22 protein-coding genes are annotated in these 24,850 nt (G+C 31.8%); 20 read left to right on the top strand and 2 right to left on the bottom strand.

Annotated features, from left to right (window positions below):
* The first annotated feature begins 17 nt into the window (after positions 1 to 17).
* Positions 18 to 1,415, top strand: coding sequence for a GntP family permease (locus tag RYO54_RS04195; RefSeq protein WP_315116072.1), 1,398 nt, complete (start codon positions 18 to 20; stop codon positions 1,413 to 1,415).
* A 171-nt stretch (positions 1,416 to 1,586) separates the two neighbouring features.
* Here RYO54_RS04195 and RYO54_RS04190 read toward each other — a convergent pair whose 3' ends face one another.
* Positions 1,587 to 3,152 carry a MutS-related protein gene (locus tag RYO54_RS04190; protein WP_315116069.1) on the bottom strand — a complete coding sequence of 522 codons (1,566 nt, stop codon included), beginning with the start codon at positions 3,150 to 3,152 and terminating at the stop codon, positions 1,587 to 1,589.
* Positions 3,153 to 3,314: 162 nt separating this feature from the next.
* On the opposite strand from RYO54_RS04190, the gene RYO54_RS04185 reads away from it, so the two are divergent.
* The 18 genes from RYO54_RS04185 to RYO54_RS04100 all read left to right on the top strand — a co-directional run bounded on the left by RYO54_RS04185 (position 3,315) and on the right by RYO54_RS04100 (position 23,285).
* Positions 3,315 to 3,779, top strand: coding sequence for a cytochrome b5 domain-containing protein (locus tag RYO54_RS04185; protein WP_315116068.1), 465 nt, complete (start codon positions 3,315 to 3,317; stop codon positions 3,777 to 3,779).
* Positions 3,780 to 3,795: 16 nt separating this feature from the next.
* Positions 3,796 to 4,656 carry a hydrogenase small subunit gene (locus RYO54_RS04180; protein WP_399549024.1) on the top strand — a complete coding sequence of 287 codons (861 nt, stop codon included), beginning with the start codon at positions 3,796 to 3,798 and terminating at the stop codon, positions 4,654 to 4,656.
* Positions 4,657 to 4,671: 15 nt separating this feature from the next.
* Positions 4,672 to 6,078, top strand: a complete 1,407-nt coding sequence (locus RYO54_RS04175; RefSeq protein ID WP_315116065.1) for a nickel-dependent hydrogenase large subunit — start codon at positions 4,672 to 4,674, stop codon at positions 6,076 to 6,078.
* Positions 6,079 to 6,080: 2 nt separating this feature from the next.
* Positions 6,081 to 6,539 (top strand): hydrogenase maturation protease, encoded by a 459-nt coding sequence (locus RYO54_RS04170; RefSeq protein ID WP_315116062.1) that lies wholly within the window; start codon positions 6,081 to 6,083, stop codon positions 6,537 to 6,539.
* 31 nt (positions 6,540 to 6,570) lie between these two features.
* Positions 6,571 to 6,828: a hypothetical protein gene (locus tag RYO54_RS04165; RefSeq protein ID WP_315116060.1), complete on the top strand. Its 258-nt coding sequence runs from the start codon at positions 6,571 to 6,573 to the stop codon at positions 6,826 to 6,828.
* Positions 6,821 to 9,175 (top strand): carbamoyltransferase HypF, encoded by a 2,355-nt coding sequence (gene hypF / locus RYO54_RS04160; protein WP_315116058.1) that lies wholly within the window; start codon positions 6,821 to 6,823, stop codon positions 9,173 to 9,175. The genes RYO54_RS04165 and hypF overlap by 8 nt, the downstream gene beginning before the upstream one ends.
* 1 nt (position 9,176) lies before the next feature.
* Positions 9,177 to 9,401, top strand: coding sequence for a HypC/HybG/HupF family hydrogenase formation chaperone (locus tag RYO54_RS04155; protein ID WP_315116057.1), 225 nt, complete (start codon positions 9,177 to 9,179; stop codon positions 9,399 to 9,401).
* Positions 9,394 to 10,509 (top strand): hydrogenase formation protein HypD, encoded by a 1,116-nt coding sequence (gene hypD / locus RYO54_RS04150; RefSeq protein WP_315116055.1) that lies wholly within the window; start codon positions 9,394 to 9,396, stop codon positions 10,507 to 10,509. The genes RYO54_RS04155 and hypD overlap by 8 nt, the downstream gene beginning before the upstream one ends.
* 2 nt (positions 10,510 to 10,511) lie before the next feature.
* Positions 10,512 to 11,507 carry a hydrogenase expression/formation protein HypE gene (gene hypE, locus RYO54_RS04145; protein ID WP_315116053.1) on the top strand — a complete coding sequence of 332 codons (996 nt, stop codon included), beginning with the start codon at positions 10,512 to 10,514 and terminating at the stop codon, positions 11,505 to 11,507.
* A gap of 444 nt (positions 11,508 to 11,951) precedes the next feature.
* Positions 11,952 to 13,346, top strand: coding sequence for a sigma 54-interacting transcriptional regulator (locus tag RYO54_RS04140; RefSeq protein WP_315116051.1), 1,395 nt, complete (start codon positions 11,952 to 11,954; stop codon positions 13,344 to 13,346).
* Between the two features lie 295 nt (positions 13,347 to 13,641).
* Entirely contained in the window at positions 13,642 to 13,932 is a 291-nt protein-coding gene (ortA, locus tag RYO54_RS04135) for a 2-amino-4-oxopentanoate thiolase subunit OrtA (protein WP_315116050.1), read from the top strand.
* A 40-nt stretch (positions 13,933 to 13,972) separates the two neighbouring features.
* On the top strand, positions 13,973 to 15,385 hold the full coding sequence (gene ortB, locus RYO54_RS04130) for a 2-amino-4-oxopentanoate thiolase subunit OrtB (protein WP_315116049.1): 1,413 nt from the start codon (positions 13,973 to 13,975) through the stop codon (positions 15,383 to 15,385).
* Positions 15,386 to 15,396: 11 nt separating this feature from the next.
* Complete coding sequence (locus RYO54_RS04125; RefSeq protein WP_315116047.1) at positions 15,397 to 15,762, top strand: ornithine aminomutase subunit alpha; 366 nt, start codon at positions 15,397 to 15,399, stop codon at positions 15,760 to 15,762.
* On the top strand, positions 15,762 to 17,975 hold the full coding sequence (gene oraE, locus RYO54_RS04120; RefSeq protein ID WP_315116045.1) for a D-ornithine 4,5-aminomutase subunit OraE: 2,214 nt from the start codon (positions 15,762 to 15,764) through the stop codon (positions 17,973 to 17,975). Before RYO54_RS04125 ends, oraE begins: the two co-directional genes overlap by 1 nt.
* Positions 17,976 to 18,169: 194 nt before the next feature.
* A complete protein-coding gene (locus RYO54_RS04115; RefSeq protein ID WP_315116043.1) occupies positions 18,170 to 19,543 on the top strand; it encodes a GlmL-related ornithine degradation protein in 1,374 nt (457 codons plus the stop codon).
* A gap of 21 nt (positions 19,544 to 19,564) precedes the next feature.
* The gene (gene orr, locus RYO54_RS04110) at positions 19,565 to 20,662 is read left to right on the top strand and encodes an ornithine racemase Orr (protein WP_315116041.1); all 1,098 of its coding nucleotides are present in this window, start codon (positions 19,565 to 19,567) and stop codon (positions 20,660 to 20,662) included.
* Positions 20,663 to 20,704: 42 nt separating this feature from the next.
* Positions 20,705 to 21,760, top strand: coding sequence for a 2,4-diaminopentanoate dehydrogenase (gene ord / locus RYO54_RS04105; protein ID WP_315116039.1), 1,056 nt, complete (start codon positions 20,705 to 20,707; stop codon positions 21,758 to 21,760).
* Positions 21,761 to 21,860: 100 nt separating this feature from the next.
* Positions 21,861 to 23,285: an amino acid permease gene (locus tag RYO54_RS04100; protein WP_315116037.1), complete on the top strand. Its 1,425-nt coding sequence runs from the start codon at positions 21,861 to 21,863 to the stop codon at positions 23,283 to 23,285.
* A 428-nt stretch (positions 23,286 to 23,713) separates the two neighbouring features.
* Here the strand turns inward: RYO54_RS04100 and RYO54_RS04095 are convergent, their stop codons facing one another.
* Complete coding sequence (locus tag RYO54_RS04095; RefSeq protein WP_315116035.1) at positions 23,714 to 23,944, bottom strand: hypothetical protein; 231 nt, start codon at positions 23,942 to 23,944, stop codon at positions 23,714 to 23,716.
* 193 nt (positions 23,945 to 24,137) lie between these two features.
* On the opposite strand from RYO54_RS04095, the gene RYO54_RS04090 reads away from it, so the two are divergent.
* Positions 24,138 to 24,749 carry a hypothetical protein gene (locus RYO54_RS04090; protein WP_315116034.1) on the top strand — a complete coding sequence of 204 codons (612 nt, stop codon included), beginning with the start codon at positions 24,138 to 24,140 and terminating at the stop codon, positions 24,747 to 24,749.
* Positions 24,750 to 24,850: the final 101 nt, after the last annotated feature.

The raw sequence follows: 24,850 nt of genomic DNA, 5'->3' as shown, positions 1-24,850 counted from the left end.
AAGAAAGGTGAGATATTATGTTTGGAGTTATAGGGATTATTTTATCATTAATATTACTCATGTATCTGGCTTATAGAGGAATAACAGTACTAATTCTTGCACCAGTATTGGCGTTATTTGCAGCTTTAATGAGCAGCATTGGTGGACAAGGTGTTCCTTTAATGGCTACTTTTACAGAAGTATTTATGAAATCACTGGCGGGATATGTTAAATCATACTTCCCAATATTCTTACTAGGAGCTATCTTTGGTAAGGTAATGGATGATTCAGGAGCAGCTAAAGCTATTTCTCACACTATAGCTAAAAAATTAGGAAAAGACAAGGCTATTATTGCAGTAGTTCTTTCCTGTGCCATATTGACATATGGTGGAGTTTCATTATTTGTTGTTGCTTTTGCAGTTTACCCAATAGCTGTTGCATTATTTAGGGAAGCTAATATTCCAAAGAGGTTGATTCCGGGTTCAATTGCATTAGGTGCTTTTACATTTACAATGACAGCATTACCAGGAACACCTCAAATACAAAATGCAATACCAATGCCTTTTTTCGGAACAAATGGATATGCAGCCCCTATACTAGGTATTGCAGCAGGTATAGTTATGGGAGGAGGAGGATTGGCTTGGTTAACTTATAGAGCTAAAAAGGCCGCAGCTGCAGGTGAAGGTTATGGAAATCATGAAAAAGATAAAATTATCGAATTTGATGAAAGTCAATTACCATCATTTATAGTTGCAATGACTCCTATATTATTAGTCCTTATTATTAACTTTGTTTTGTCAAGATCAGTTTTTGTTGCAGGAAAGTATAATGGAGAATATCTAACTCAGGCTCCATATAATACAAGTTTATCAAGCGTATCAGGTACATGGAGTTTAATTATTGCATTAGTAATATCAATAATTGTAGCTATAGTTCTTAATTACAAAAGATTTAAGGAAGTTAAAAAATGTGTTAATGATGGGGCTATAGGATCACTTTTAGCAATACTTAATACTGCATCAGAAGTTGGTTATGGAAATGTAATTCAAACTTTGGCAGCATTTGAAATTGTTAAAATGGCTATCCTTGGAATATCAAGCAATCCAATTATTTCTGAAGCTCTTTCCGTTAATATATTGGCAGGTATAACAGGATCAGCATCAGGGGGAATGAGTATTGCATTAGGAACCTTAGGAAAAACCTACTATGATATTGCATTGCAGCAGGGAATAAATCCCCAAGTTCTCCACAGAATAGCAACTCTTGCTTGTGGTGGTCTTGACACATTGCCTCATAATGGAGCAGTTATTACATTGCTGGGAATATGCGGCTTAACACACAAAGAATCCTATCTAGATATAGGAATGGTTTCAGTTATAATCCCTATAGCTGGTACTATTATAGCAATCATATTAGCCATAATGGGGGTGGTATAAGAAAATTAAATTTAATCAGTATAATTAAAATTAAAAAAATATATTAACTCGCTCGCTCAATGTAGTTAAATATATTTTGACTAACTCATTAAAAATTTTCTAAACACATAGAAAGTAACTAGGTTACTCCAGCAACCTAGTTACTTTTTATTCTATAAAGTTGATAAATAGCTAGATAAATCCCTTAATGGTTTCGGCTCTTTTATGTGCTTTTTCTGTTATTTCTTTTGGATAGCCAATATACTCTAAAAGTCTTATTGCATTTCTAGTCTTAGAAACTCCAACTTTAAGTTTATAATCAAAGCTTAAACCATTTTTGTTATCGATATCTTCACTAAAATAATAGAATTCATAACTATCCTTTAAAATATCAACTAATTCCCTATCATGGGTAGCCACAATAGGAATGGTTTTTCCGTTGTTTAAATAGGATAATATTTCTGCTGACATGGCAATTCTCTCTATGGGGTTGGTACCTCTAAATATTTCATCTATAGGACAAAATAAAGGCAATTCTTTATTAAGAGCATTAACTATTCTAAGTATTCCTTCAGCTTCAGCCATATAATAACTTTTACCTTTAGATAAATCATCATTAGGACTAATTGATGATACTATATTAAAAAATGAAGCCTTATAATCCTTGGCTAATGCAAAATAAAAGGTTTGTGATAATAGTATGTTTATGCCTAGCATTCTTAAAAAAGTTGACTTGCCCGACATATTTGTACCAGTAAGTACTATGCCTTTGTCCTTAATGGAGATAGAATTTGCCACTGGATTATCTAAAAGTGGGTGAATTCCCTCTTTAATATTTAATGAAACCTCGTCAGTAAAGCTTGGTTTCACATAGTGTTGTTTTAAATTGTGTTGATAACCAGCTATAGATAGCATGGCTTCTAGTTCACCTGCAGTAAAAAATATATTCATTAAATATTCCTTTTTTTCCTTTAAAACTCCAGATACTTTATAATAAGCACATTCTTCTATGAGAAATACTGGGGAAACAGCTTCAAAAAATCCTCCAAAAGAATCAATAATGCCTATTAAAAATAAGCTTATATCAATATTTTTAACATGTTTAAGATCATTTTTAATTTTATCTGTATACTCTTTCAAATTAGGGTCTTTTATGCTGGATATTTTATTAGCGGATCTTATAATGTCTTTTAAATATACTATACCACGAGATTTAATAGTATATCTTTCCCTAGAATTTATAAACATATTTAAACCACTAGTGGCAAATATCATTATGGCATATTTTTCACCAAAAAATATAATTAGAAGAACGGATATTATAGGAAGTATTTTGCCCAATAGGGTATATAAATAATATTTAAACTTATTTACTACAAGCTCACTTTCTATCATATCTAAAAAAGCATTCTTTGTATCATTGCCCAATTCAAAGAATATACATAAGAGCTTTTCTCTTAAGTTTGCATCACTTTTAAATAATTCAATGAGCTTATCCCTATCTTTTAATTTTTCTTCATCTTTTAGCGGATTTCTTAGCATATAATATAGAACGGATTCTCCTAATGTACTATAAGTTCTATCTAACTTTTTATAAACACTATCCATATCCATATCAGTCCAAGTTTCATCGTCCAGTGTATATTCTTCTTTTTCATTCATATCAAAAAATTTTTTTGAATTTTTAAGATTTCTGTTTTTGTCAATATCTTCTTCATATTGTCTTCTTATAATACTTAAAGCCATCTTTTTGTTCAATAATATACCTTCTTTCAAAGTGAAAATTTTAACCGTTAATTTTACATACTCTTTTATAATAACTTAAATATTATAAGATTTGAAGTTTTCCTATAAATATATTATAAATTCTTTATAAAAATCATATTATTAAAAAGTGCTATTTTTTAGGAGGATAATCCTGTGAATTTAAAATATTGTGAAGAACTAATAAATAGAATGAAATGTAATGTATATAACCTTCAGAGTTTAAGGAATATGAGCATTAATAGATACCATAGAATGTATTATGAAAATTTAATTAAGTATGAGAAGTACCAAATTAACGGTTTGGAAAACTTTTTAAGAAATATGAGAGATTTAAAAACCATAAATGAGATTTATAGAAGTGAGGCTTCACAGAATTTTACTTTACAAGAGTTGGAAAAGTATGATGGCAAAGGTGGAAATAAAGCCTATGTATCAGTTGATGGAATAGTTTATGATGTGACTTATAATGCAGCATGGGCAGGAGGAACTCATTTTGGTTTAAGAGCAGGAAGGGATTTAAGTAAAGAAATTAGTTCCTGTCATAATAAAGAAGAGGTTTTAAAAGAATTAGAAAAGATTGGAATATTGAAAACTGAAGGGAGTAGTGGCATTGCCTAATAATATGTGTCCAGTAATGAAATCTAAATCTTCCACTGCAAAAGAATTGGTAGAGGCAGCAGTTTCTCAAATAGAGATGGAAAATAAGAAAAAGATGAACTTAGTGTGGATTGAAGCATCAGGTTGTTCTGGAAATATAATTTCTTTGCTAGATGGATGTGCTCCTAATGTAGGCTATTTTTTAACAGACATGGTGAATTTCAAATACAATAATAGCCTTATGAAATCCCAGGGAGAAGAGGTTTATGAAGAATTATTAGCTACCCTTAATACAGAATTTATTCTTATAGTGGATGGAGCTATATCCACTAAGGATAATGGGATTTATAACATTGTGGGAAATTATAAAGGTCAAATTATAACGGGTATGGAGGAAGTGAAAAGAACTGCAATTAAAGCAAAATATATACTTGCTGTTGGTACCTGTGCTTGCTATGGTGGTATTTCAGCAGCAAGACCTAATCCCACGGGATGTATAAGTGCTTTTGAATATATAAAAAATGAAATTAATCGTGAAGCAATTAGGGTACCAGGGTGTCCAGCTCATCCAGATTGGATTATGGGAACTATAGCTCATTTAATATTATTTGGAGATATGGAACTAGATGAGGATAGAAGACCTATTGTTTTTTATGGAGTAACCATACATGACAATTGCCCTAGAAGATCCTATTTTGAAAAGAAAATATTTGCAAAGTCAGTGGGAGAAAAAACTTGTATGTTTAAACTAGGTTGCAGGGGACCTGTTACTAGAACGGATTGTCCTACAAGGAAGTGGAATGATTATGTTAATTGGCCTATTGGAGATAATACTCCCTGCATAGGATGTGCCTCGAGAGGTTTTCCAGATGGTATGGAACCATTTATAAATATTTAATTTGGAGGGGATTAGGTGGCAGATAAGGTAGTTATCAACCCTGTTACTAGAATAAGTGGATATTTACAAATAACAGCTTATATAGAGAGTAATAAAATTATAAATGTAGAAAGTCAAGGAATGCTTTTTAGGGGATTTGAAAAGATGTTAAAAGGAAGGCCACCCCTAGACGCTATTTATTTCACTGAAAGAATTTGTGGTATATGTTCTACAGCTCATTCTGTAAGCTCAACAAAAGCTTTAGAAAACGCTTATAACATACAAGCGGATAGAAATGAAGAAATGATTAAAGATGTACTCCATGGAAGCGAATTTTTGCAAAATCATTTAAGACATTTTTATCAATATGTTCTTCCAGACTACGTTACTGGATTTAATATAAATCCAATATATTCAATTACCCATGAAGATTATAGAATACCAAAAAAACAAAGTGAAAAGCTTATAGAACATTACTTTGAATCTCTAACCTATAGTAGAAAAGCTCATGAAATATCAGCGGTTTTAGGGGGAAAAGCACCGCATAATCACGGGGTTTTTCCAGGAGGAGTTACCGTTAATATAACAGCTCAAAAAATTGTTCAGATGAAAGCTTTGGTTACAGAAATTAAAGACTTTATTGAAAATAAGATGATAGAGGACGTTTTTATAATATCAAATTATTATAATGATTACTTTAATATAGGAACAGGTCCTAAAAATCTAATGACCTATGGAGTATTCGACAGCTATGGGGAAGAAATCCATTATGTATCTCCGGGAGTTATTATAGATGGTAAGGAGGAAATTTTAGATATTAAAAATATAAATGAAAATATATATAAAGCTTGGTATAAATCAGAGAATAATACATTAAACATAGAAGATAATAATTGGCAGTCAGATCCTTTTAAAGAAGGGGCATATAGTTTTATAAAAGCTCCTAGATATAAAGGATATGCAATGCAAGTAGGACCCTTGGCTAGAATGTATATAAGTGGAGATTATAGAAAAGGAATTTCAACTATGAATAGAATTGTAGCAAGAGTATTAGAAGCTAAAAAAATTGCAAATATTATGCTACAGCTTTTAGATGAAATATTACCTAAAGATAGTACCAATAAGGCATATACTTTACCTAAAAATGCTGTAGGATATGGGTTTGTAGATACAACAAGAGGAACTCTTGGACATTATGTAAATATTGAAGAAAATGAGATAAAAAATTATACAATAATAACGCCTAGTGCCTGGAATTTATCACCAAAGGATTCCAATGGAACTCTAGGTGCTTTAGAGGAAGCATTGATTGGTACATATGTTGATAATCCTAAAAATCCTACTGAAATAGGAAGAGTGATTAGGTCTTTTGATCCCTGTGTTTCCTGTGCAACTCATGTTTTAAGCAATGACTTTTCACCAATGGATATAAGGGTAGTGTAGTTATGAGGAAAAAAGTTATAGCCATAGGAAATAGGATAATGAAGGATGATGCTATTGGAGTATTAATTGGAGAAGAATTAAAGGAAGATTTAGAAAAATTGGGTTTTGAGGTTGTACTAGGTGAGACAGATGTGAACTATTCTTTAAGCTTTATAGAGAATGGAGATTTTATATTTATTTTAGACTGTACTTTTTATGGCATAGAGGTGGGAAAAATCTCTATTATCAATATTAAAGATAAGGAAAATTTCTTCGAAAAGGGTTATTCTCAACATCAATTAAGTTTAATAAAACTTTTAAATAGCTATAGTGTAAAAAATTTAACAGGGTACATTATAGGAATAGAAGGAGCTGATATTGATTATGGAGTAGAATTAAGTCAAAAGCTTTTAGAAAAATTTAAAGATATAAAAAAGGAAGTATATAATATTATACTTACCTACTATAATAATCAAAAATAATAAAAAAAATTTATAATAGGGGGATTTATAAATGCATGATTCATTTTTAATGCAAAACATTTCTCGTGAAATTAAAGAAATATGTGAAGCGAATAATTTGAAAAGAGTAATATTTATGGAGCTGGCTGTTTCTAAAGGTAGTCATATAACAGAAGAAAATCTTTTAGAGCACCTTAAGGATTTAAATGATGATGTAATAAATGAAGATACTGAGATAAAAGTAAAATACGAATCTATGGAAGAACTTACAGCTGTTATCAAAAAAATTGCGGGAAATAAAATTGGATGAGTCTATGAAAGGCGGCAAAAAGAGCTATTTAGTAAAAATATATGGTATTGTTCAAGGTTTGGGATTTAGACCATACATTTATAAAAAAGCAAAGGAATTTAAGATTAAAGGATGGGTTAACAATTTTGACTCTTGTGTAGTTATTAGTGCTGAAGGTGAAAAGGAAAATATAGGGCAATTTCTTATAGATGTGGTAAAAAAACCTCCACAGCTTGCAAGAATTGAAAAGGTAGAGGTATTTAAACAAGATATATGTGGATATGAAGATTTTATTATAAAGAAAAGTAAATTTTCAAATGAAAAATTAAAATTTATTCTTCCTGATATAGCCACCTGTAATAAATGTGTTGAAGATATATTTAATAAAGATTCTAAGAGATATAGATATGCCTTTACCAATTGTACTTTGTGTGGACCAAGATACTCCATAATAAAATCTCTTCCCTATGATAGATGCAATACTACTATGGATAATTTTAATATGTGTAATCTTTGTGAAAAGGAATATAAAAATTCCGAAAATAGGAGATTTCATGCTCAGCCCACATGTTGTATAGACTGTGGGCCTAAACTGGCTTTAGTGGATAATAAGGGAGAAAAAATTCAATGTTTAGATGAATTAAAAGCATGTGTAGAGCTATTAAAAAGGGGAAAATTAATAGCTATTAAAGGGGTGGGAGGTTTTCACATAGTATGTGATGCCTCTAATAGAGAAGCTGTTTTAGAACTTAGAAAAAGAAAGAGACGAAAGGATAAACCCCTAGGAATAATGATGAAAGACATTGACGAAGTTAAAAAATATTGCAAGGTAAATAAAAAGGAAGAGGAAATTCTTATTAGCAATAAAAGACCTATAGTGCTTTTATGGAAAAAGAATAATAATGACATAAAGAATATAAAAGACATAAAAGATATATGCGAAGAGATTGCACCAAGAATAAATAAATTAGGTATAATGCTTCCCTACACCCCCATACACTACTTGCTATTTAAAGAAGAGAGTCCTCCTCTTATTATGACCAGTGCTAATATTAGCGGAAATCCAATAGAATATACAAATGAAGGAGCATTAAAAAATATTTGTGGATTAGTGGATTATTTTTTATTAAATAATAGAGATATAAACACTCCTATTGATGATTCAGTGGTAAAAGTGCTAGAAGATAGGGTGATTGTGAGCAGGCCAGGCAGGGGATATTCTCCTTATTGCCTTCAGAGGAAAATAAAAAATAAAATATTAGCTTGTGGATCAGATATGAAAAATACTTTTTCCTTTGCATTTGATGGAATTGTATATATGAGTCAATACCTTGGAGATTTAAAAGAAATAAATGCTTATAGAGAATATGTAAAAGCTATAAACAATATGAAAAATATTTTTAATTTTAATCCAGAGATCATAGCTTTTGATATGCATCCCAATTACATGTCTACTGTTTATGCCATGAACTTAAATAATGAAAATAAAATTGGGGTTCAGCACCATCATGCACATATGGCAAGTTGTATGTTGGAACATCATATATTCGATGATGTTATAGGAATAATATATGATGGTACAGGTTATGGTATAGATAAAAACACTTGGGGAGGAGAATTCTTAATTGGAAGTAGAAAAAGTTTTAATAGAGTAGGACATTTTAAATATGTAAAAATCCAAGGAGGAGATTCTGCTCAAAAGAATATATGGAAAATAGGGGTAAGCTATTTAAAAGAAGTTAGGAATGAAGAAATCAGAAGGTTTGGGCTAAAGAGAATTTGTGGTTTTTTAGAGGAGGATATAAGTGAGAAAGATATAAGTGAGGAATATATAAATAACATATTAAATGCCTTGGAATATGATTTAAACTGCTATAAAACATCAAGCTTAGGTAGACTATACGATGGAGTATGCTCAATTCTAGGTTTGAGACAAAACATAAATTATGATGGACAAGGAGCTATAGAATTGGAGAATATTGTAGAATACAACACTTTAGAAAGTTATGGATATTTAATAGAAAAAGAAGAAGGGTATATAGTAGATCATACTTCTATAATTATTGATATATTAAAAGATATTAAAAATGGAATATCAATTTCAAAAATAAGCGGAAAATTTCATAATACCATTGTAAATATTACAGTTGAAATGGCTTGTAGATTAAGAAAGGATTACGGCATAAATAAAGTAGTGTTAAGTGGGGGCGTGTTTGAAAATATGTATCTTTTAGAAAACATATATGAATTATTAAAGGAGAAAGATTTTTCAGTATTTTTTAATGAAAGCATACCAACTAATGATAGCGGAATTTCTTTAGGGCAAATTGCTGTGGCAGATGCAATATTAAGTGAAAAGGGGATATGATATGTGCCTTGCAGTATGTGGAAAAATAAAAAATGTAGAACCTCCATTTGCATCCATTGATATTAAAGGCATAGAAGCCTGTGTCAATATTGATCTTATTGATAATCCAGCAAAGGGAGATTATGTGCTGGTTCATGCAGGGTTCGCTATACAAAAGATAGATGAGGAGTACTTTAATTATTTAGAAAATATATTAGATGAGATGTTGAGGGAAGAGTATGGTTGATAAAAATAAATTAGAGAAGATAGTAGAAAATATAAACAAATATGCAGAACTTATGGATGAGGATAGCATAAATATTATGGAGGTATGCGGCACTCACACAAATTCAATAGCTAGATATGGAATAAGAAGTATTATTTCTAGTAAGATAAATTTAATATCAGGGCCAGGATGCCCAGTGTGTGTTACCGATGAAAATTATATAGACGGGGCTACATATTTGGCTTCAAAGGATATAACTATATTAACCTTTGGAGATTTGATGAAGGTTAGTGGAAACAATGGTAGTTTGACTTACAAGAAATCTCAAGGAAGGGATATAAGAATTATTTATTCTCTTAATGAAGTTATTAACATAGCTAAAGAAGTGTATCCAAAAGATGTAGTATTTTTAGCAGTTGGATTTGAAACCACTGCTCCTCTAATTGCCTCTCTTATAAAGCAGGCATCTATAGAAAAAATTGAGAACCTCTATTTTTTAACCTCTATAAAAATAATGCCACCTATACTTATGAAAATTTTAAATGCTAAGGATAAGAAGCTTCACGGAATAATTTGTCCAGGCAATGTTGCTACAATAACAGGAGAGAAAGATTTTAAATTTATTTATGAAAAATATAAAATTCCTGCTGTTATATGTGGCTTCCAAGGTGAAGAAATATTAGGAGGAATATATTTTTTGCTCAAAAGTATTTACGAAAAAAGTAAAAAAGTTCCTTACCATGGCTTTGAAAATTTATATAAAAAATGGGTAAGTTATGATGGAAATAAAAGAGCTAAGAGCTTAATGAATAAGGTTTTTATAATAGAAGGTGTAGCATGGAGAGGAATTGGAAGGATTGAAAATTCAGCTCTAGTCATAAATGGTAAGTATGACCACTTAGATGCAATTAATAAATTTAATTTAAAAGATCATTTTAAAAATAAGGATACCATATTTAAAAATAAATCTGGTTGTAGATGCAGTGATGTTTTGCTTGGCAATATATATCCTTTCCAATGTGCTTTTTTCGGAGAAAGGTGTAACCCTGAAACGCCATGTGGGCCATGTATGATATCAACGGAGGGGGCTTGTGCTGCGTATTATAAATATAAGATGGTGGTGATGTAAATATGAAGGAGGATGCTATTGAGCTTATTCATGGAGAAGGGGGAAAGTATACTGAAAAATTAATAAAGGAGATATTTTATGCAAGTTTTAAAAATGATATCTTATTAAAAAATGCCGATTCTGCATTGATAAACCTTTCTTCAAAAGAAATTGCAATGACAACAGATTCCTTTGTGGTAAATCCTATATTCTTTAGGGGAGGGGATATAGGCAAATTAGCTGTTTGTGGAACTGTAAATGACCTAATAGCTTGTGGAGCAGAGCCTTTATATTTAAGTGCTGCATTCATTATAGAAGAAGGTTTTTTTCTAAAAGATTTAGTGACCATTGTAAATTCTATGAAGAAAGTCTGTGAATTTGCTAAGGTCAGTATAGTTACAGGAGATACTAAGGTAGTACCTAAAGGTAAAGGAGATAAAATATTTATAAATACCACAGGAATTGGAGTTGTGGATGGGTACAAGTCCAAAAACATAGAATGTAATGATAAAATAATAATAACAGGAACTATTGCGGAACATGGCACTGCAATAGCTTTGGATAGATATAATTTAAAAGTGAAGGGAGATATAGCCAGTGATTGTGCCCATTTAAATTATCTTCTAAGGTACATAAAGAACTACTGTAATCATATAAAATTTATGAGAGACCCAACTAGAGGCGGTGTGGCTCAAGTATTAAATGAAATATCTAAAGAAAGCGGTTTAGGAATACATTTATTACAAAATAAAATCCCTATAAGACAAGAAGTGGAAGCCATAAATGATATGTTAGGTATTAATCCACTTTATTTGGCTTGCGAAGGAAGAATGATAATTGTAGCAGATGAATATGCATGTAACCACATAGTAGAAGACCTAAAAAATAGATGTAATTGTGAAGCTAGCATCATAGGTGAATTTACCAATGAAAGTAAGTTTGTATATATTGAAAATGACTTTGGCGGCAAAAGTATACTAGGAGAGTTAGACACTCAAATACTTCCAAGGATATGTTGAGGATTTGAAATCCAAATATCTAACTATTTAATTAAATTGGTTTCACATTTATAAGTTTCTACGAAAATAATTGGGCATTCCAAAAGGGGAGATAAGTACATAATGACGTCGCTTCAAAAAAGGCGCTTCTCCCATTATATACTTATCTCCCTTATGTTTTACAAATATATTTTCAGAATTAAATTATGACATATTAGTTCTTCATTTATAAATTTCTACAAAAGTAATTTAGTTTCACAAATAGATTTAATAGATTAATAGATGATAGATGTGGTAGAAATCTCTTTAATGGGATTACTTCAATATCTAAACATCTAAAAAACTAGACATCTAAGCATCTAACTAACATTTATACTTTAATCTTTGATATGTATATCTTATAATTACATATATACGTTATATAATATTACTATATATGTAATTATAAGGTAAAAGGGGGATAATATGATTGATAATTCGTCCTATGCAGAGAGGATACTTAAGTGCTTATTAGATAATTTAGATGAGGGAATTCACATTGTAAATTCTAGTGGAAGAACTATATATTACAATAAAAGCATGGGAAAAGTGGAGGGGATAGATCCTAGTGAAGTATTTGGTAAAAAAGTTAATGAGTATTTAGAAACTGTAGAAGAAAGTTCCTCTACTCTTATAAAGGCTTTAAAAACTGGGGAGAGAATTCAAGATTTAATACAACATTACAGCAATGAAAACAATAAGAAGGTTATAACTATAAATACTACGGTTCCCGTAGTTGTAGAAGGAGAAAATGTAGCAGCTATTGAAATTGCTAAAGATATGACTCAACTTAAGGAACTAACGGAGTGTATACATAAATTACAAAAAAACAATGAAGAAGTAAAAAAGCATTATACTTTTGATGATATATATGGTGAAGGCAAACTCATGAAAAAAGTTATAGAAAAAGCTAAAAGAGCAAGCATATCTAATTCTCCCATTCTAATTTATGCAGAGACTGGCTGTGGAAAAGAAGTTTTTGCTCAGAGTATTCATTATGGTGGATTAAGAAAAGATAAGCCTTTTATACCAATAAATTGCGCTGCTATTCCAGCTGCTTTACTTGAAGGAATGTTGTTTGGTACAGAAAAAGGAAGCTTTACTGGAGCAGAAGATAAAAAAGGATTATTTGAAGAGGCCAATAGAGGTACTATTCTATTAGATGAGGTTAATTCCATGGAGCCCTATTTACAGTCTAAACTTTTAAGGGTGCTTCAAGACGGATGCATAAGGCCTATAGGTAGTAATAAGACCATAGAAGTAGACGTGAGAGTAATAGCTACACTAAATGAAGAACCTGAAAAGCTTATAGAAAGTGGAAAGCTTAGAAAGGATTTTTATTATAGGTTAAGTGTAATAAGTATAAATATACCACCATTAAGAGAAAGAAAGGAAGATATTCCTATACTTATAAAAAATTTTATTGAACATTATAATAAAGTTTTACATAAAAATATAGAAAAAATAGATGAGCAAGTTTTTGAAAAACTTTTACAGTATAATTGGCCTGGCAATATAAGAGAATTAAGAAATGTAATTGAAGCAGCTATGAATATGACCAATTATGAATTAACTCTAAATCGTAAGCATTTTGAATCTAGGATATTTAATAATTTTTATAATAAAGTTCATACAGATATTGATAATTTAAATATTGATGAAGATTTTAATTTAGAACAGTATATTAAAGATATAGAGAGTAAGATAATAGAAAAAGCATTAAGAGAAAGTAATTATAATATTAGTAAAGCTTCTAAGAAGTTAAACATTTCAAGGCAAAATCTACAATATAAATTAAAAAAATATAATGTAAAGAAGTAAAAAATACTAAAAAAATACTTAGAAGATATAATAAATCTAGATAAGTGCAAAAATATTTTACGGAGCAGCAAAATATCTTGCAGGTGTTTTTCTTTAGGAAGTTGCTGGAAGTAATTTGAAAACTTTGCAATAAAATTTAGAAAAACTGCAAAAATTTTTGCATTAGGAAAACCATGTATTCATGTAAAGTCGCATGAATACATGGTTTTCTTTGTTGGCATATAAGTTGCTATACAGATAAGCAAAGGTTTAGAAATTATTTAAATAAAAATAAATTTATGGTAGGTGAAGATTTATGATAAAAAAAGGAACATGGGTTGAAATTGAGGAGATTGTTTTGACACCAGAGGATAGATCTCAAAGCATACCAGAAGAAACAAGAATCATATCTCTAAAGTGTTGGACAAGAGGAAATTGTTTAAGTGATTGTGAAGTAGGCAGCGAAGTTCAGGTTGAAACCATTGTAGGAAGAATTGTTAAAGGAGAAGTTGTAGAAGTAGAACCAGGATATTATCATTCCTTTGGAAGGTATGTAAAGGAAGTAGAGTATATAGGAAAGCAAGCAAGAAAGCTTATAGAAGATTAGTATTAAAGTTTGTTTTTAGTTAAAAAGGGGGTAATAGGCTATGAATAAATATGATGAGCTTATGGCTAGAAAAAATGAGATAATGCTAAAATCCGTGGGTATAGACTATGACAAATATGAGAATGGAAAACTTTCATTTGACTATGAAAAACTTATGGATGATGTGGGATACTCTTTAGAGGATATAGAAAAAATTCAAAAAGAAGCTGGAGTAGGAAATACTCCACTATTAGAACTTAGAAATATTACAAAGCTTGCAAGAAAAGTATCTAAAACTGGTAAAGCAGCTAGAATATTTGTAAAGGATGAAAGTTGTAATCCATCAGGAAGTTTCAAAGATAGGAGGGCTAGTGTTTCTGTATATGACGCTATGAAAAGAGGTTACAAGGGAGTAGCAGCGGCCACTTCAGGTAACTATGGAGCAGCGGTAGCATCTCAAGCTAATATAAGAGGACTTAGATGTATAATAGCTAACGAATGTTATGATTCAAGGAAAGTAGGACAGCCAGAGATATTAGAAAAGGGTAGAAAGTGTGAAGGATATGGTTCAGAAGTTTTAAGACTTACTGTAGGACCAGAACTATTTTATACATTTTTAAAAATACTTGAAGATACAGGATATTATAATGCTTCATTATATTCAACTTATGGAGTGGCTGGTATAGAGACCTTAGGAAATGAAATTATTAAGGAATGTAGAGAAAGGTTAGGGAAAGATCCTGTGGCTGTAATAGTAACCCATGCAGGTGGAGGAAATACTACAGGAACTGCAAGAGGAATTATAAAGGCTGGAGGTAAGGATACAAAGATTGTAGGTGCATCTGTAGATCTTTCAGGGTTACATATGGCATCTGATATAGACTTCAATAAGAAATCCTTTACAACAGGGCACACTGGTTTTGGAATTCCATTTATGACTAATCCAGATAGATCTGATGTGCCAAGAAGTGCAGCAAGACCTTTAAGATATTTAGATAGATATGTAACCATAAGTCAAGGGGAAGTATTTTGGATGACAGAACTTGTGGCGCAGATAGAGGGACTGGAAAGAGGACCTGCTGGAAACACATCTTTAGCAGCAGCCTTTGCTGTTGCTCAAGAATATGATGATGATGAAATAATAGTGGTTCAGGAAACTGAATATACAGGAGCAGGTAAACACTTAATACCTCAGCTTAATTTTGCAAAAGAAAATGGAATAGAAGTTTTTGTAGGGAATCCAAATGATCAAATACCAGGTAAAAATATAATATTACCTTCTCATCCAAATCTTGTATCAGTAAAAGATATGGATATGGATTCTTTAAGAAACTCCTATGTTAAAAATGTTTTGAAAAAAGTAAATGATAATAAAATTAATCAAGTTGATTTTGATTTCTTAGTAGATGAAACAAAGATGAAGAGAGAAGAGATTATGTATATCTTAAAAGAAAATAATATTGAAATAGAATAGGGGTGGATTTTATGAAAAGACAAGATGATTATGAAAATAGAAGGCAGCATTTAAAAGACTTAAATGATGAACAGCTTTATGAAAGATTTTGGAGTCTTACTGAACAAATTGTAAAACCATTAGTAGATTTATCATATACTCACACATCACCAGCTATTGAACGTTCAGTATTATTAAGAATGGGTTTTTCAAGCCTTGAAGCTAAGCCTATAGTGGAATATGGAATTAGATGGGATCTCCTAGGAAAGGGTATAGGAAATGTGGTTTTAACCTATGGGAAATTAACCAATAAGCATTACTTGGAAGCAGGAGAGGAATTAGCTAAGGGAATAGGCTGGGATTTAATTGTTGAAAAAATGAAAGGCGGTGACAAATAATGGTTGAAAAATTACAGGATAATGAAAAATTAGATGTAGAAGAAATATTAAAAGATCTAGATAAATATGAGCCAAAATGGAGAGGGTGGCATTGGAGAGAAGCTTACCCAGAAGGACAAATGGGGGAGTTTACCTATAAAGAAATATCGCAGCCTTTAAAAAATAGTCAACCATTGCCAGCAGCTAGAAGTTTTAATAGCATAGATCCTCAACCATTACCGGTTATTACTACAGAGATAGCTTCAGGAAGATTTGAAGACGATTTGAGAAGAATGAGAATGGCCGCTTGGCATGGTGCAGATCATTTAATGGTTATAAGAACAGCAGGACAGAGCCATTTTGATGGATTAATAGAAGGAACACCAGAAGGCGTAGGGGGAGTTCCTATTACTAGAAAACAGGTTAGAGCTACAAGAAAAGCTATAGATTTAATAGAGGAAGAAGTAGGAAGAAAAATTAATTTTCATTCTTATGTTTCAGGTGTTGCAGGACCAGATATAGCTGTTATGTTTGCAGAAGAAGGGGTAAATGGTGCTCACCAAGATCCTCAATACAATATACTTTACAGAAATGTAAATATGTTTAGATCCTTTGTAGATGCAGCTGTGGCTAAGGGAATAATGACTTCAGTAGACATGCTACAGATAGATGGAGCTCATAATGCCAATGCAACAGCTATGAAGGGATATAATGTAATGCCAGAGCTTATGGTTCAACATGCTATAAACGCTAAATTTTCAGAAATGGTTGGTATGAAACCAGAAAATATTGCACTATCTACAGTGCCGCCTACATCTGCGCCGGCTCCTTGTATGAGATATGACCTTCCTTATGCAGTGGCTTTAAGACAGTTATTTGATAGATACAAAATGAGAGCTCAGATGAACACTAAGTATATAGAATCTTGTGAAAGAGAAGCTACAGTTGGTCATACATTAAATTTATTAATATCAGAACTAACTTCTGCTCATATTCAAAGTACCATAACTCCAGATGAAGGTAAAAACGTTCCATGGCACTACAATAATATACATGCTATAAATACAGCGAAACAAGCATTTGTAAGCATGGATGGATTGATGGATATGGTGGAGCTAAAGAAAATAGGATATTTACCAGAGAAGGTAAGAGAATTAAAGGAAAGAGCGATTTTATTCCTAGAAGAAGTGTTAGAAGCTGGTGGATACTTTAAGGCAGTAGACACAGGATTCTTTGTAGATTCAGGTTTATATCCAGAAAGAAACGGAGACGGTATTGCAAGAAAAATGGACGGCGGAGATGCTGTGGACACTATAGTAAAAAGAGAAGAAGATTACTTTGCGCCAGTTTGCGGACATTTTGGATATAACAATATACCAAAAGAATATAAAAAATCATGTGATGCTATAGAGGAATGTACATTATGTAAGCACTCAAAAATTAAGTATATAGATGAACTTGATGAAGATGATAATGCCTTTAAGAGAATGGAAAAAGTTAAGGAAGATGGTACAGTAGTGCCAGAAGTTCAGTGGAGTAAGGACGGATATTTAAAGGTTACACTATTCTTGCCAGAAGATGAGCAGATAAGTGAAGCAGCAGCACTGGAAATGGGAAAGAGAATGAATTTAAAGGATGTAGAAATCATTCATAAGCAAGTTATGCAAAAATCTGAAGGAACTTTAGTTGAAATTAAGGGAGTTTGTGACTTTACTCCTGTAAAACGTGATGAATTAGTTCTGCCAAAGAGAAGAAAAGTTTTACCTGATAATGTAATGAGAGATTATGTAAAGGAAAATCCAATAAAAGTTGTAGCTGCTACAGTGGGAGAGGATGAACACTCTGTTGGATTAAGAGAAGTCATTGATATCAAACATGGGGGAGTGGAAAGGTTTGGCGTAGAGGCAATATATCTTGGAACTTCATGTCCTGTAGAAAAACTTGTGGACGCAGCTATAGAATCAAAGGCTCAGGCAATATTATGCAGTACTATAATCACTCACAATGATGTTCACACAAAGAATATGCAGAAGTTAAATGACTTGTGCATAGAAAAAGGAGTGAGAGATAAGTTAATACTTGCCTCCGGTGGAACTCAAGTGACAGACGAAATAGCTAGAGCAAATGGAATGGATGTTGGTTTTGGAAGAGGTTCCAACGGTACAGATGTTGCATCTTTCATAATTAAAAAGCTTATGGGAGTTAATACAGAGGAAGATGAAGTAACCCTTTAGTTTCACACCAGGTTATGCATAATTAAGAATGGTATCAAGTGGTTCTTAGGTTCAGATGGAGTTTGCTTAAAAGGAATACTTACTCCAGCTGAAGCTTAGAAAAACTTATCCAGGGACGTAGCATCCGTTATCTCCCACTTATAGAAGATGGGAGTGTTACGGATGGTAGTCATCGGATAAACAGGGGGCGTTTTATGAAAGTTGATTATTTGGTAGCAGAAATAGGAAGTACCACTACACTGGTAACGGCTTTTAACATAAAAACTAAAAAAAATAAGGATATATTTGTAGAGGCAGAATTTCAAGGAAAAAGCTGTACCACAGTGCTAGATGGAGATGTGACTATAGGTCTTAAAAATGCAGTTAAGGATATTGAAGATCAAGTAGGCGAATCTATAACTTGGGGAAAGATGCTGGCAACTAGTAGTGCAGCGGGAGGGCTTAAAATAACAGTTCATGGACTTATGGAAAGAATGACTGTTAAGGCTGCAAAAGAAGCTGCATTAGGTGCTGGTGGCATAATAAAAATGGTTACATCAGGGAAAATGAGGAAAAGTGACATAAAGAGAATACATGAAATAAATCCTAACATGATAATGATTGCAGGGGGAACAGATTATGGAGAAAGAGAAACATCCATTTATAATGCAGAGATTATCAGTAAGGAGAAATTCAATATACCCATAGTTTACTGTGGAAACGTTGAAAACAGAGAAGAAATAAAAGATACATTTAAAGATCAGGAATTATATATTGTTGACAATGTTTACCCAAGTATAGATGAATTAAATGTAGAGCCAGCTAGAAAGGTAATACAAGAAGCCTTTGAAAGAAATATTATAAAAGCCCCAGGAATGAATAAAATAAAGGAAATGGTAGATGGAAGCATAATGCCTACTCCTGGAGCTGTTATGGAAAGTGCAAAAATTCTTTATGATATGATAGGAGATTTAGTGGTTTTAGATGTGGGGGGAGCCACCACAGATGTTCATTCTGTTACAGATGGAAGCGCGGTGGTTTTAGATATGCTTGTGAACCCTGAACCAAAGGCTAAAAGAACCGTAGAAGGGGATATCGGAGTATTTATAAACAGTAAAAACATTATAGATATATTGGATATCAGGGATTTAGCAGACCTTAAAAAAGAATATGTAAGCAGTCATATAAAAGCAATACCTACAGAACCTGAGGAGATAACTGCCAGCAGTATATTAACTAAGAAAGCTGTAGATGTTGCAATAAACAGACATGTAGGAACTATAAAAAGAAAATATGGTGGAGATAGTGGATTTATAGCCTATGGAAAAGACCTATCTCAAGTTAAATATATAGTAGGCACAGGAGGAGCACTTACAAGATTGCCAGCAGGAAAAGAGCCACTCTTGAATGTAAGATACATGAGTGACGATGTTACCATGCTCCCAAGAAAAGGCGCTAAAGCGTTATTGGATAAAAATTATATTATGGCATGTGCAGGAGTTTTAAGTAGGGAAAATAGAGAAGCTGCTGAGGCACTACTTAGACAAAGTTTAGGAATAACTAAAGACATGGAAAAATTAGAGGAATAAAAGTAAAAGGAGAGTCTCATTATGAGAAAACAGTATCCCTGTGTGGAAGTTGATTTGTCAAAGGTAACTCACAATGCAAAACAAATTTTATACATGTGTAAAAGTAAAGGAATAGACGTTGTTGGAGTAACCAAGGTTTTCTGTGCAGAAATTCCTATTGTAAAGGCTTTACTTCAGGCAGGCTTTACCCATATTGGAGATTCAAGAGTCCAAAATTTAAAGAAAATGGAACAAATAAGTTGCAAAAAAATGTTACTTAGAATTTCCATGGAAAGTGAAGCAGAGCAGGTTATTAAGTATAGTGATGTTAGTTTAAATTCTGAACTAGAAACTATAAAAATATTATCAAAGAAAGCTAAGGAATTAAATAAAACCCATAATATCATTTTAATGGTGGACATAGGTGATTTAAGAGAGGGCGTTTTAGTAGAAGATGTACTGGATATTACTGGGGAAATAATAAAATTAGACAACATAAATTTAATAGGACTAGGTACTAACGTAACTTGCTATGGAGGAGTGATTCCTGATAAGGATAATTTGATGAAACTTGTAAATTTAAGAAATGATATTAAAAATACTTATGATTTAGATTTACCCATTATTTCAGGAGGAAACTCTAGTAGTTTGTACCTAGTAATGAATGGAACTATTCCAAAAGAAATCAATCAATTAAGAGTAGGAGAGGGAATTGCACTTGGACGTGAAACTTCCTTTGGAGATGCAATACCAAGTTGCTATGACGATGCTTTTATATTAAAAGGTGAAATTATAGAAATAAGGGATAAACCTACAGTTCCTACAGGGAGAATCGGAATGGATGCCTTTGGAAATACACCTCGCTTTGAGGATAAAGGTATAAGGAAAAGAGCTATTGTGGCAGTAGGAAGACAGGATATAAAAGTAGATGGACTCTTTCCTTTAGATGAAAATATAAGTATTTTTGGAGCTAGCAGTGATCATTTACTTTTAGATGTTACGGATAGTGTAGAGTCACTGAGGGTAGGAGACATTGTAAAATTTAAAATGGACTATGGTTGTTTGCTTGCATCAATGACTTCAAATTATGTTACAAAATATTATGAAGGGCAACCTGAGTATGCTTTGGTTAATTATTAATGAAGTTTTGAGTATTAAATAAATTACATGGAGGGGTTTAATATGGAAAGAAAGATAAAAGTTGTAGTTTGGGGACTAGGTTCAATGGGAAGCGGTATCGCTAAAATGATATTAGGAAAACAGGGATTTACAATTGTAGGAGCTATAGATACAGATCCGAGTAAAGTTGGCAGAAAGCTTTGGGATATATTAGGGGTAGAAGAGAATGAAGACAATGGTTGTGTGGTTACAAATAAGGCTGAAGAGGTTATAAAAAAGGGTTTTGCAGATGTTTGCGTTATGGCTACAGCTTCATTTACAAAGGTAGTATTTCCATCGATAAAAATGGCAGCAGAAGCGGGAATGGATATAGTTAGTACAGCGGAAGAAATGGCCTATCCAAGAGTTTTAGATCCGGAATTATCCGATGAAATGGATAGAATAGCTAAGGAAAATAATGTGTCAATATTAGGAACAGGTGTAAATCCCGGATTTATAATGGATTTAATGGTTATTGCATTGACAGGTGTTTGTGATACTGTGGATAAAATAAATGTAGCTAGAATAAATGATCTTGCTTGTTTTGGAAAAGCAGTTATGATTGAACAAGGAATAGGACTTAAGCCAGAAGAATTTAACGAAGGAGTAAAAAATGACACAGTAGCAGGACATGTAGGATTCCTACAATCCTTTGGAATGTTTGAAGAAGCATTTAATGTAAAGTTTAATAATGTTAGACAGGAAAAAGAAGCGATATTGACAAATGTTCCTCGTAGCACAGATATTGTTTTAGTTAATCCAGGAGATGTGGCAGGATGTAGACAATTAGGATATGCAAGCTTAGAAGATAAAGAATTTATTGTAATGGAGCACCCTCAACAGATAAGACCAGAATTAGAAAATGTAGATACTGGGGATTATATTTCCATAAAAGGATATCCAAACATAGACCTTCAAATAAAACCGGAAATACCAGGAGGTATTGCTACTATAGCTATATGTGTAAACATGATACCCCTTGTGATGAATTCTACACCAGGATTAAAAACAATGCTTGATCTGCCAGTTCCAAGAGCTATAATTGGCGATGTTAGAGAATTGGTAGATATCAGAGAATAATCCTATTCATAATGGTTACTTTTTTAAGATAGTTACTTTTAAAAGTAACCATTTTTAAAAATGAAAAAACTATAAAAAATTGGGGATGTGAGGTATTAAAATGGAGGGTAATAATGAAAAAAAGCTTGGATTAGGTTTATTAATAGCTTTAGGTATAGGCTCGATGATTGCCTCAGGAATTTTTAATAGTCCAACGGATTTAGTTATTTATTCTAACCCACAGGCGGTGCTTATAGCTTGGGGCATAGGGGTATCTGGAGTAATAATGTTAGCACTGGTATTTAATATGCTTTCCAACAAGAGACCGGAACTAAAAGGAGGAATTTATTCTTATGCTAGAGCAGGTTATGGACCATTTATAGGATTTAACTGTGCATGGGGATATTGGATGAGTTCATTTTTAGGAAATGTATCATTTACTCTTTTGATTTTTAAAACTATTAATAGCTTAATTGGAGAACAATATCAAATGCCTCCAGTTATAACTTTTATATTAGGTTCTGCCCTTTTGTGGTCATATTATTTTATAATAAAAAGGGGAATAAAAGAGGCTGGAGTACTTAATGTGATAATAACCATTGCTAAAGTTATACCTTTAATTCTAGTAATCATATTTGGAATACTAGCTTTTAAAGGAGAGATATTTTACGTACCTAACTGGCAAAATGTTTTAGCATCCTCAGGGGAAGCCACTAATATAGGAAAACAGGTAAGTGGCGCTATGGGAACGGTTCTATGGTGTTTTGTAGGTGTTGAAGCTTTGGTAGTGTTATCAGAAAGAGCTGAAACACAGAAATCAGTTGGTAAAGCTACAGTAATTGCATTATTGGTCACAGCTGAACTTTATGTGGCTATATCAATTTTATCCATGGGAGTTGTGCCAGCTAAAGTTTTAGTTAATTCGACAACTCCATTGGCAGATGTTTTATTAGCTACATCCCTTGGAAAAGCAGGCGCTGTAATAATTAAATTAGGTATTATAATTTCAAATATTGGAGCTTTACTTTGCTGGAATCTATTAACTACTGAAATATTATATGTGCCGGCTGTTCAAGATGATTTAATGCCTCAATGGTTTAAAAAGACCAATGAAAAAAATGTACCAGTTAATGCTTTGCTATTTACCATAACAGCTATACAGATATTTTTAATTGCATTGCTTTCACCGGCATTGCAAAAAGGATACTATGTAGCAACTCATATAGCAACTACGAACATATTATTACCTTATTTAATATCCTCAATGTTTGCATTTAAAGTTTTTAGAAGTGAAAAGGGATGCATAAAAGAAAAAGTTATATCTTTAATATCAATTATTTATTCTCTTTATGTTATCTATGCCGTAGGAATTGCATATTTAGGTTTAGCATTTATTATGTATTCCACAGGAATAGTTATATATATTAAAGGTAAAAAAGAGAAGAATGAAAGTGTTACAAGTAGAGAAAAGGGTTATATGGCTATTATGCTTATTATATCTGTAATTATGATAATATTAGCAGTTACAGGTAAGATTTCAGTGTAAGCTTTAGTTTGTTAAATAGATTTTTAGATGAATAGATTAATAGATTATAGATGTGGTGGAAATCCCTTTAATGGTATTTCTTCAATGATAATTTAGCTTCCAAACATAGAGCTAAGCATGCAGTGAATCAGCATAAGAAACATTATGTAGCATTTTTAATTTGTTGTACTCATTAAATTGATTTTACATTTATAAGTTTCTACAAAAATAATTGGGTATCCAGAATGAGAACTGAGATACATAGTGACGTCGCTTCGAAAAAGGCGCTCCTCCCACTATATACCTCAGTTCTCTTATGTTTTACAGATGTATTTTCAAAATTAAATAATATATGAAACTATAAAAAATACAAATTTATAAACATTCTAGAGCATAGTTTGTCCATAAACATATATTTTATTTAGATTTCTTTTCTACGGTTACAGTTTCTAATACTTTATCTTTAAACTCATTAATCCACCCTTAGATTCATACTTCAATCTAGAATCATCTTCGGATTCAGGTTCTCCTAATTTTTCTTTAATTTGATCTAGGGATAAGCCTTTTGGCGCTAGCTCGTCAATGCTTACGCCATCATAGTAAACCTCTGGATTTGTATAGTAATATCTAATAGATCTAATTGTACAGTGTTCTGTTCTTTTTTCTTCACCTATAGACATTTCTAAAACAAAAATGTTTCCCGTAATGGATAGCAAAATTATACAATATTATGGAAAAATCATGAAAAATTGTTAGTATAGTATAATGTTTTTTATAAAGGTTTCGATAATTAAAAGGTTTATTAGATTCTTATGGTAAAAGTATAATAAATTTATTTTACTTAAGAATGTTTTAGAAATAAGGAGGAGCAAAATGTCAAGATGGCTAGATGAACATGATGAGCATATAGAGGAGATTAAAGAAAAATCAAAAAATAATCCTCTGATTGTATTAGGAGTAATTGGTGGGATAGTAATAGCTCTTTTGATTTATTCCAGGTCATTGGAAGCTTTAAAAGTAACATCACCAGCTATAATAGCAGCTATAGTGGGACTTTTCATAAGGAAAAAGAGAGATAAGGAAAAAGGTGATCCATATTTAAGAAAGAGTGTAGAAAAATATCTTACTACGCTAGAGGAAGTAGAAGCCTTTGATAGGGAAATGTACGGTGAACCTAAGTATAAAGTTGAATTTGGAAATGAAAAAAATTATTTAGCAATTACTGATAACTGGATGGTAAAATGTAAGTCTAATTTTGACAGAAAAGACTTTACAATATATAAACTAGATGAAATAAAAATTATAAAACCTATTACAATGAAAGCTGTAGGTAGTTCCATTCTATTCAAAAGAGAATATCACTTACAAATAATATTTAAGGATAGTAGTGAGGGAATGATTTTCATAGAAAGTAAAAAGAAATGCATGGAAATTAAAGAAAATCTTCAAAGACTACTGTCTTTAGTTGAATTTTGGGGAGTATAATAAATAAAAATTATATACATTAAATCAAAGCTATGATGTAGACTATGTTCTTATCATAGCTTTAATTTTAATTTTATATATTTTACCATAGTAAATCTTTC

Origin of the sequence: uncultured Clostridium sp., from assembly GCF_963515715.1 — a bacterium.
GTDB lineage: Bacteria > Bacillota > Clostridia > Clostridiales > Clostridiaceae > Clostridium_AW.
This window is presented reverse-complemented; position numbering and strand designations above follow the sequence as displayed.

What these genes read in the sequence shown, in the direction of transcription:
- RYO54_RS04195 (WP_315116072.1), top strand. Translation starts at nt 18, where the DNA reads ATGTTTGGAGTTATAGGGATTATTTTATCATTAATATTACTCATGTAT.
- RYO54_RS04180 (WP_399549024.1), top strand. Translation starts at nt 3,796, where the DNA reads ATGAAATCTAAATCTTCCACTGCAAAAGAATTGGTAGAGGCAGCAGTT.
- RYO54_RS04170 (WP_315116062.1), top strand. Translation starts at nt 6,081, where the DNA reads ATGAGGAAAAAAGTTATAGCCATAGGAAATAGGATAATGAAGGATGAT.
- RYO54_RS04165 (WP_315116060.1), top strand. Translation starts at nt 6,571, where the DNA reads ATGCATGATTCATTTTTAATGCAAAACATTTCTCGTGAAATTAAAGAA.
- RYO54_RS04155 (WP_315116057.1), top strand. Translation starts at nt 9,177, where the DNA reads ATGTGCCTTGCAGTATGTGGAAAAATAAAAAATGTAGAACCTCCATTT.
- hypD (WP_315116055.1), top strand. Translation starts at nt 9,394, where the DNA reads ATGGTTGATAAAAATAAATTAGAGAAGATAGTAGAAAATATAAACAAA.
- hypE (WP_315116053.1), top strand. Translation starts at nt 10,512, where the DNA reads ATGAAGGAGGATGCTATTGAGCTTATTCATGGAGAAGGGGGAAAGTAT.
- RYO54_RS04140 (WP_315116051.1), top strand. Translation starts at nt 11,952, where the DNA reads ATGATTGATAATTCGTCCTATGCAGAGAGGATACTTAAGTGCTTATTA.
- ortA (WP_315116050.1), top strand. Translation starts at nt 13,642, where the DNA reads ATGATAAAAAAAGGAACATGGGTTGAAATTGAGGAGATTGTTTTGACA.
- ortB (WP_315116049.1), top strand. Translation starts at nt 13,973, where the DNA reads ATGAATAAATATGATGAGCTTATGGCTAGAAAAAATGAGATAATGCTA.
- RYO54_RS04125 (WP_315116047.1), top strand. Translation starts at nt 15,397, where the DNA reads ATGAAAAGACAAGATGATTATGAAAATAGAAGGCAGCATTTAAAAGAC.
- oraE (WP_315116045.1), top strand. Translation starts at nt 15,762, where the DNA reads ATGGTTGAAAAATTACAGGATAATGAAAAATTAGATGTAGAAGAAATA.
- RYO54_RS04115 (WP_315116043.1), top strand. Translation starts at nt 18,170, where the DNA reads ATGAAAGTTGATTATTTGGTAGCAGAAATAGGAAGTACCACTACACTG.
- orr (WP_315116041.1), top strand. Translation starts at nt 19,565, where the DNA reads ATGAGAAAACAGTATCCCTGTGTGGAAGTTGATTTGTCAAAGGTAACT.
- ord (WP_315116039.1), top strand. Translation starts at nt 20,705, where the DNA reads ATGGAAAGAAAGATAAAAGTTGTAGTTTGGGGACTAGGTTCAATGGGA.
- RYO54_RS04100 (WP_315116037.1), top strand. Translation starts at nt 21,861, where the DNA reads ATGGAGGGTAATAATGAAAAAAAGCTTGGATTAGGTTTATTAATAGCT.
- RYO54_RS04095 (WP_315116035.1), bottom strand. Translation starts at nt 23,944, where the DNA reads ATGTCTATAGGTGAAGAAAAAAGAACAGAACACTGTACAATTAGATCT.
- RYO54_RS04090 (WP_315116034.1), top strand. Translation starts at nt 24,138, where the DNA reads ATGTCAAGATGGCTAGATGAACATGATGAGCATATAGAGGAGATTAAA.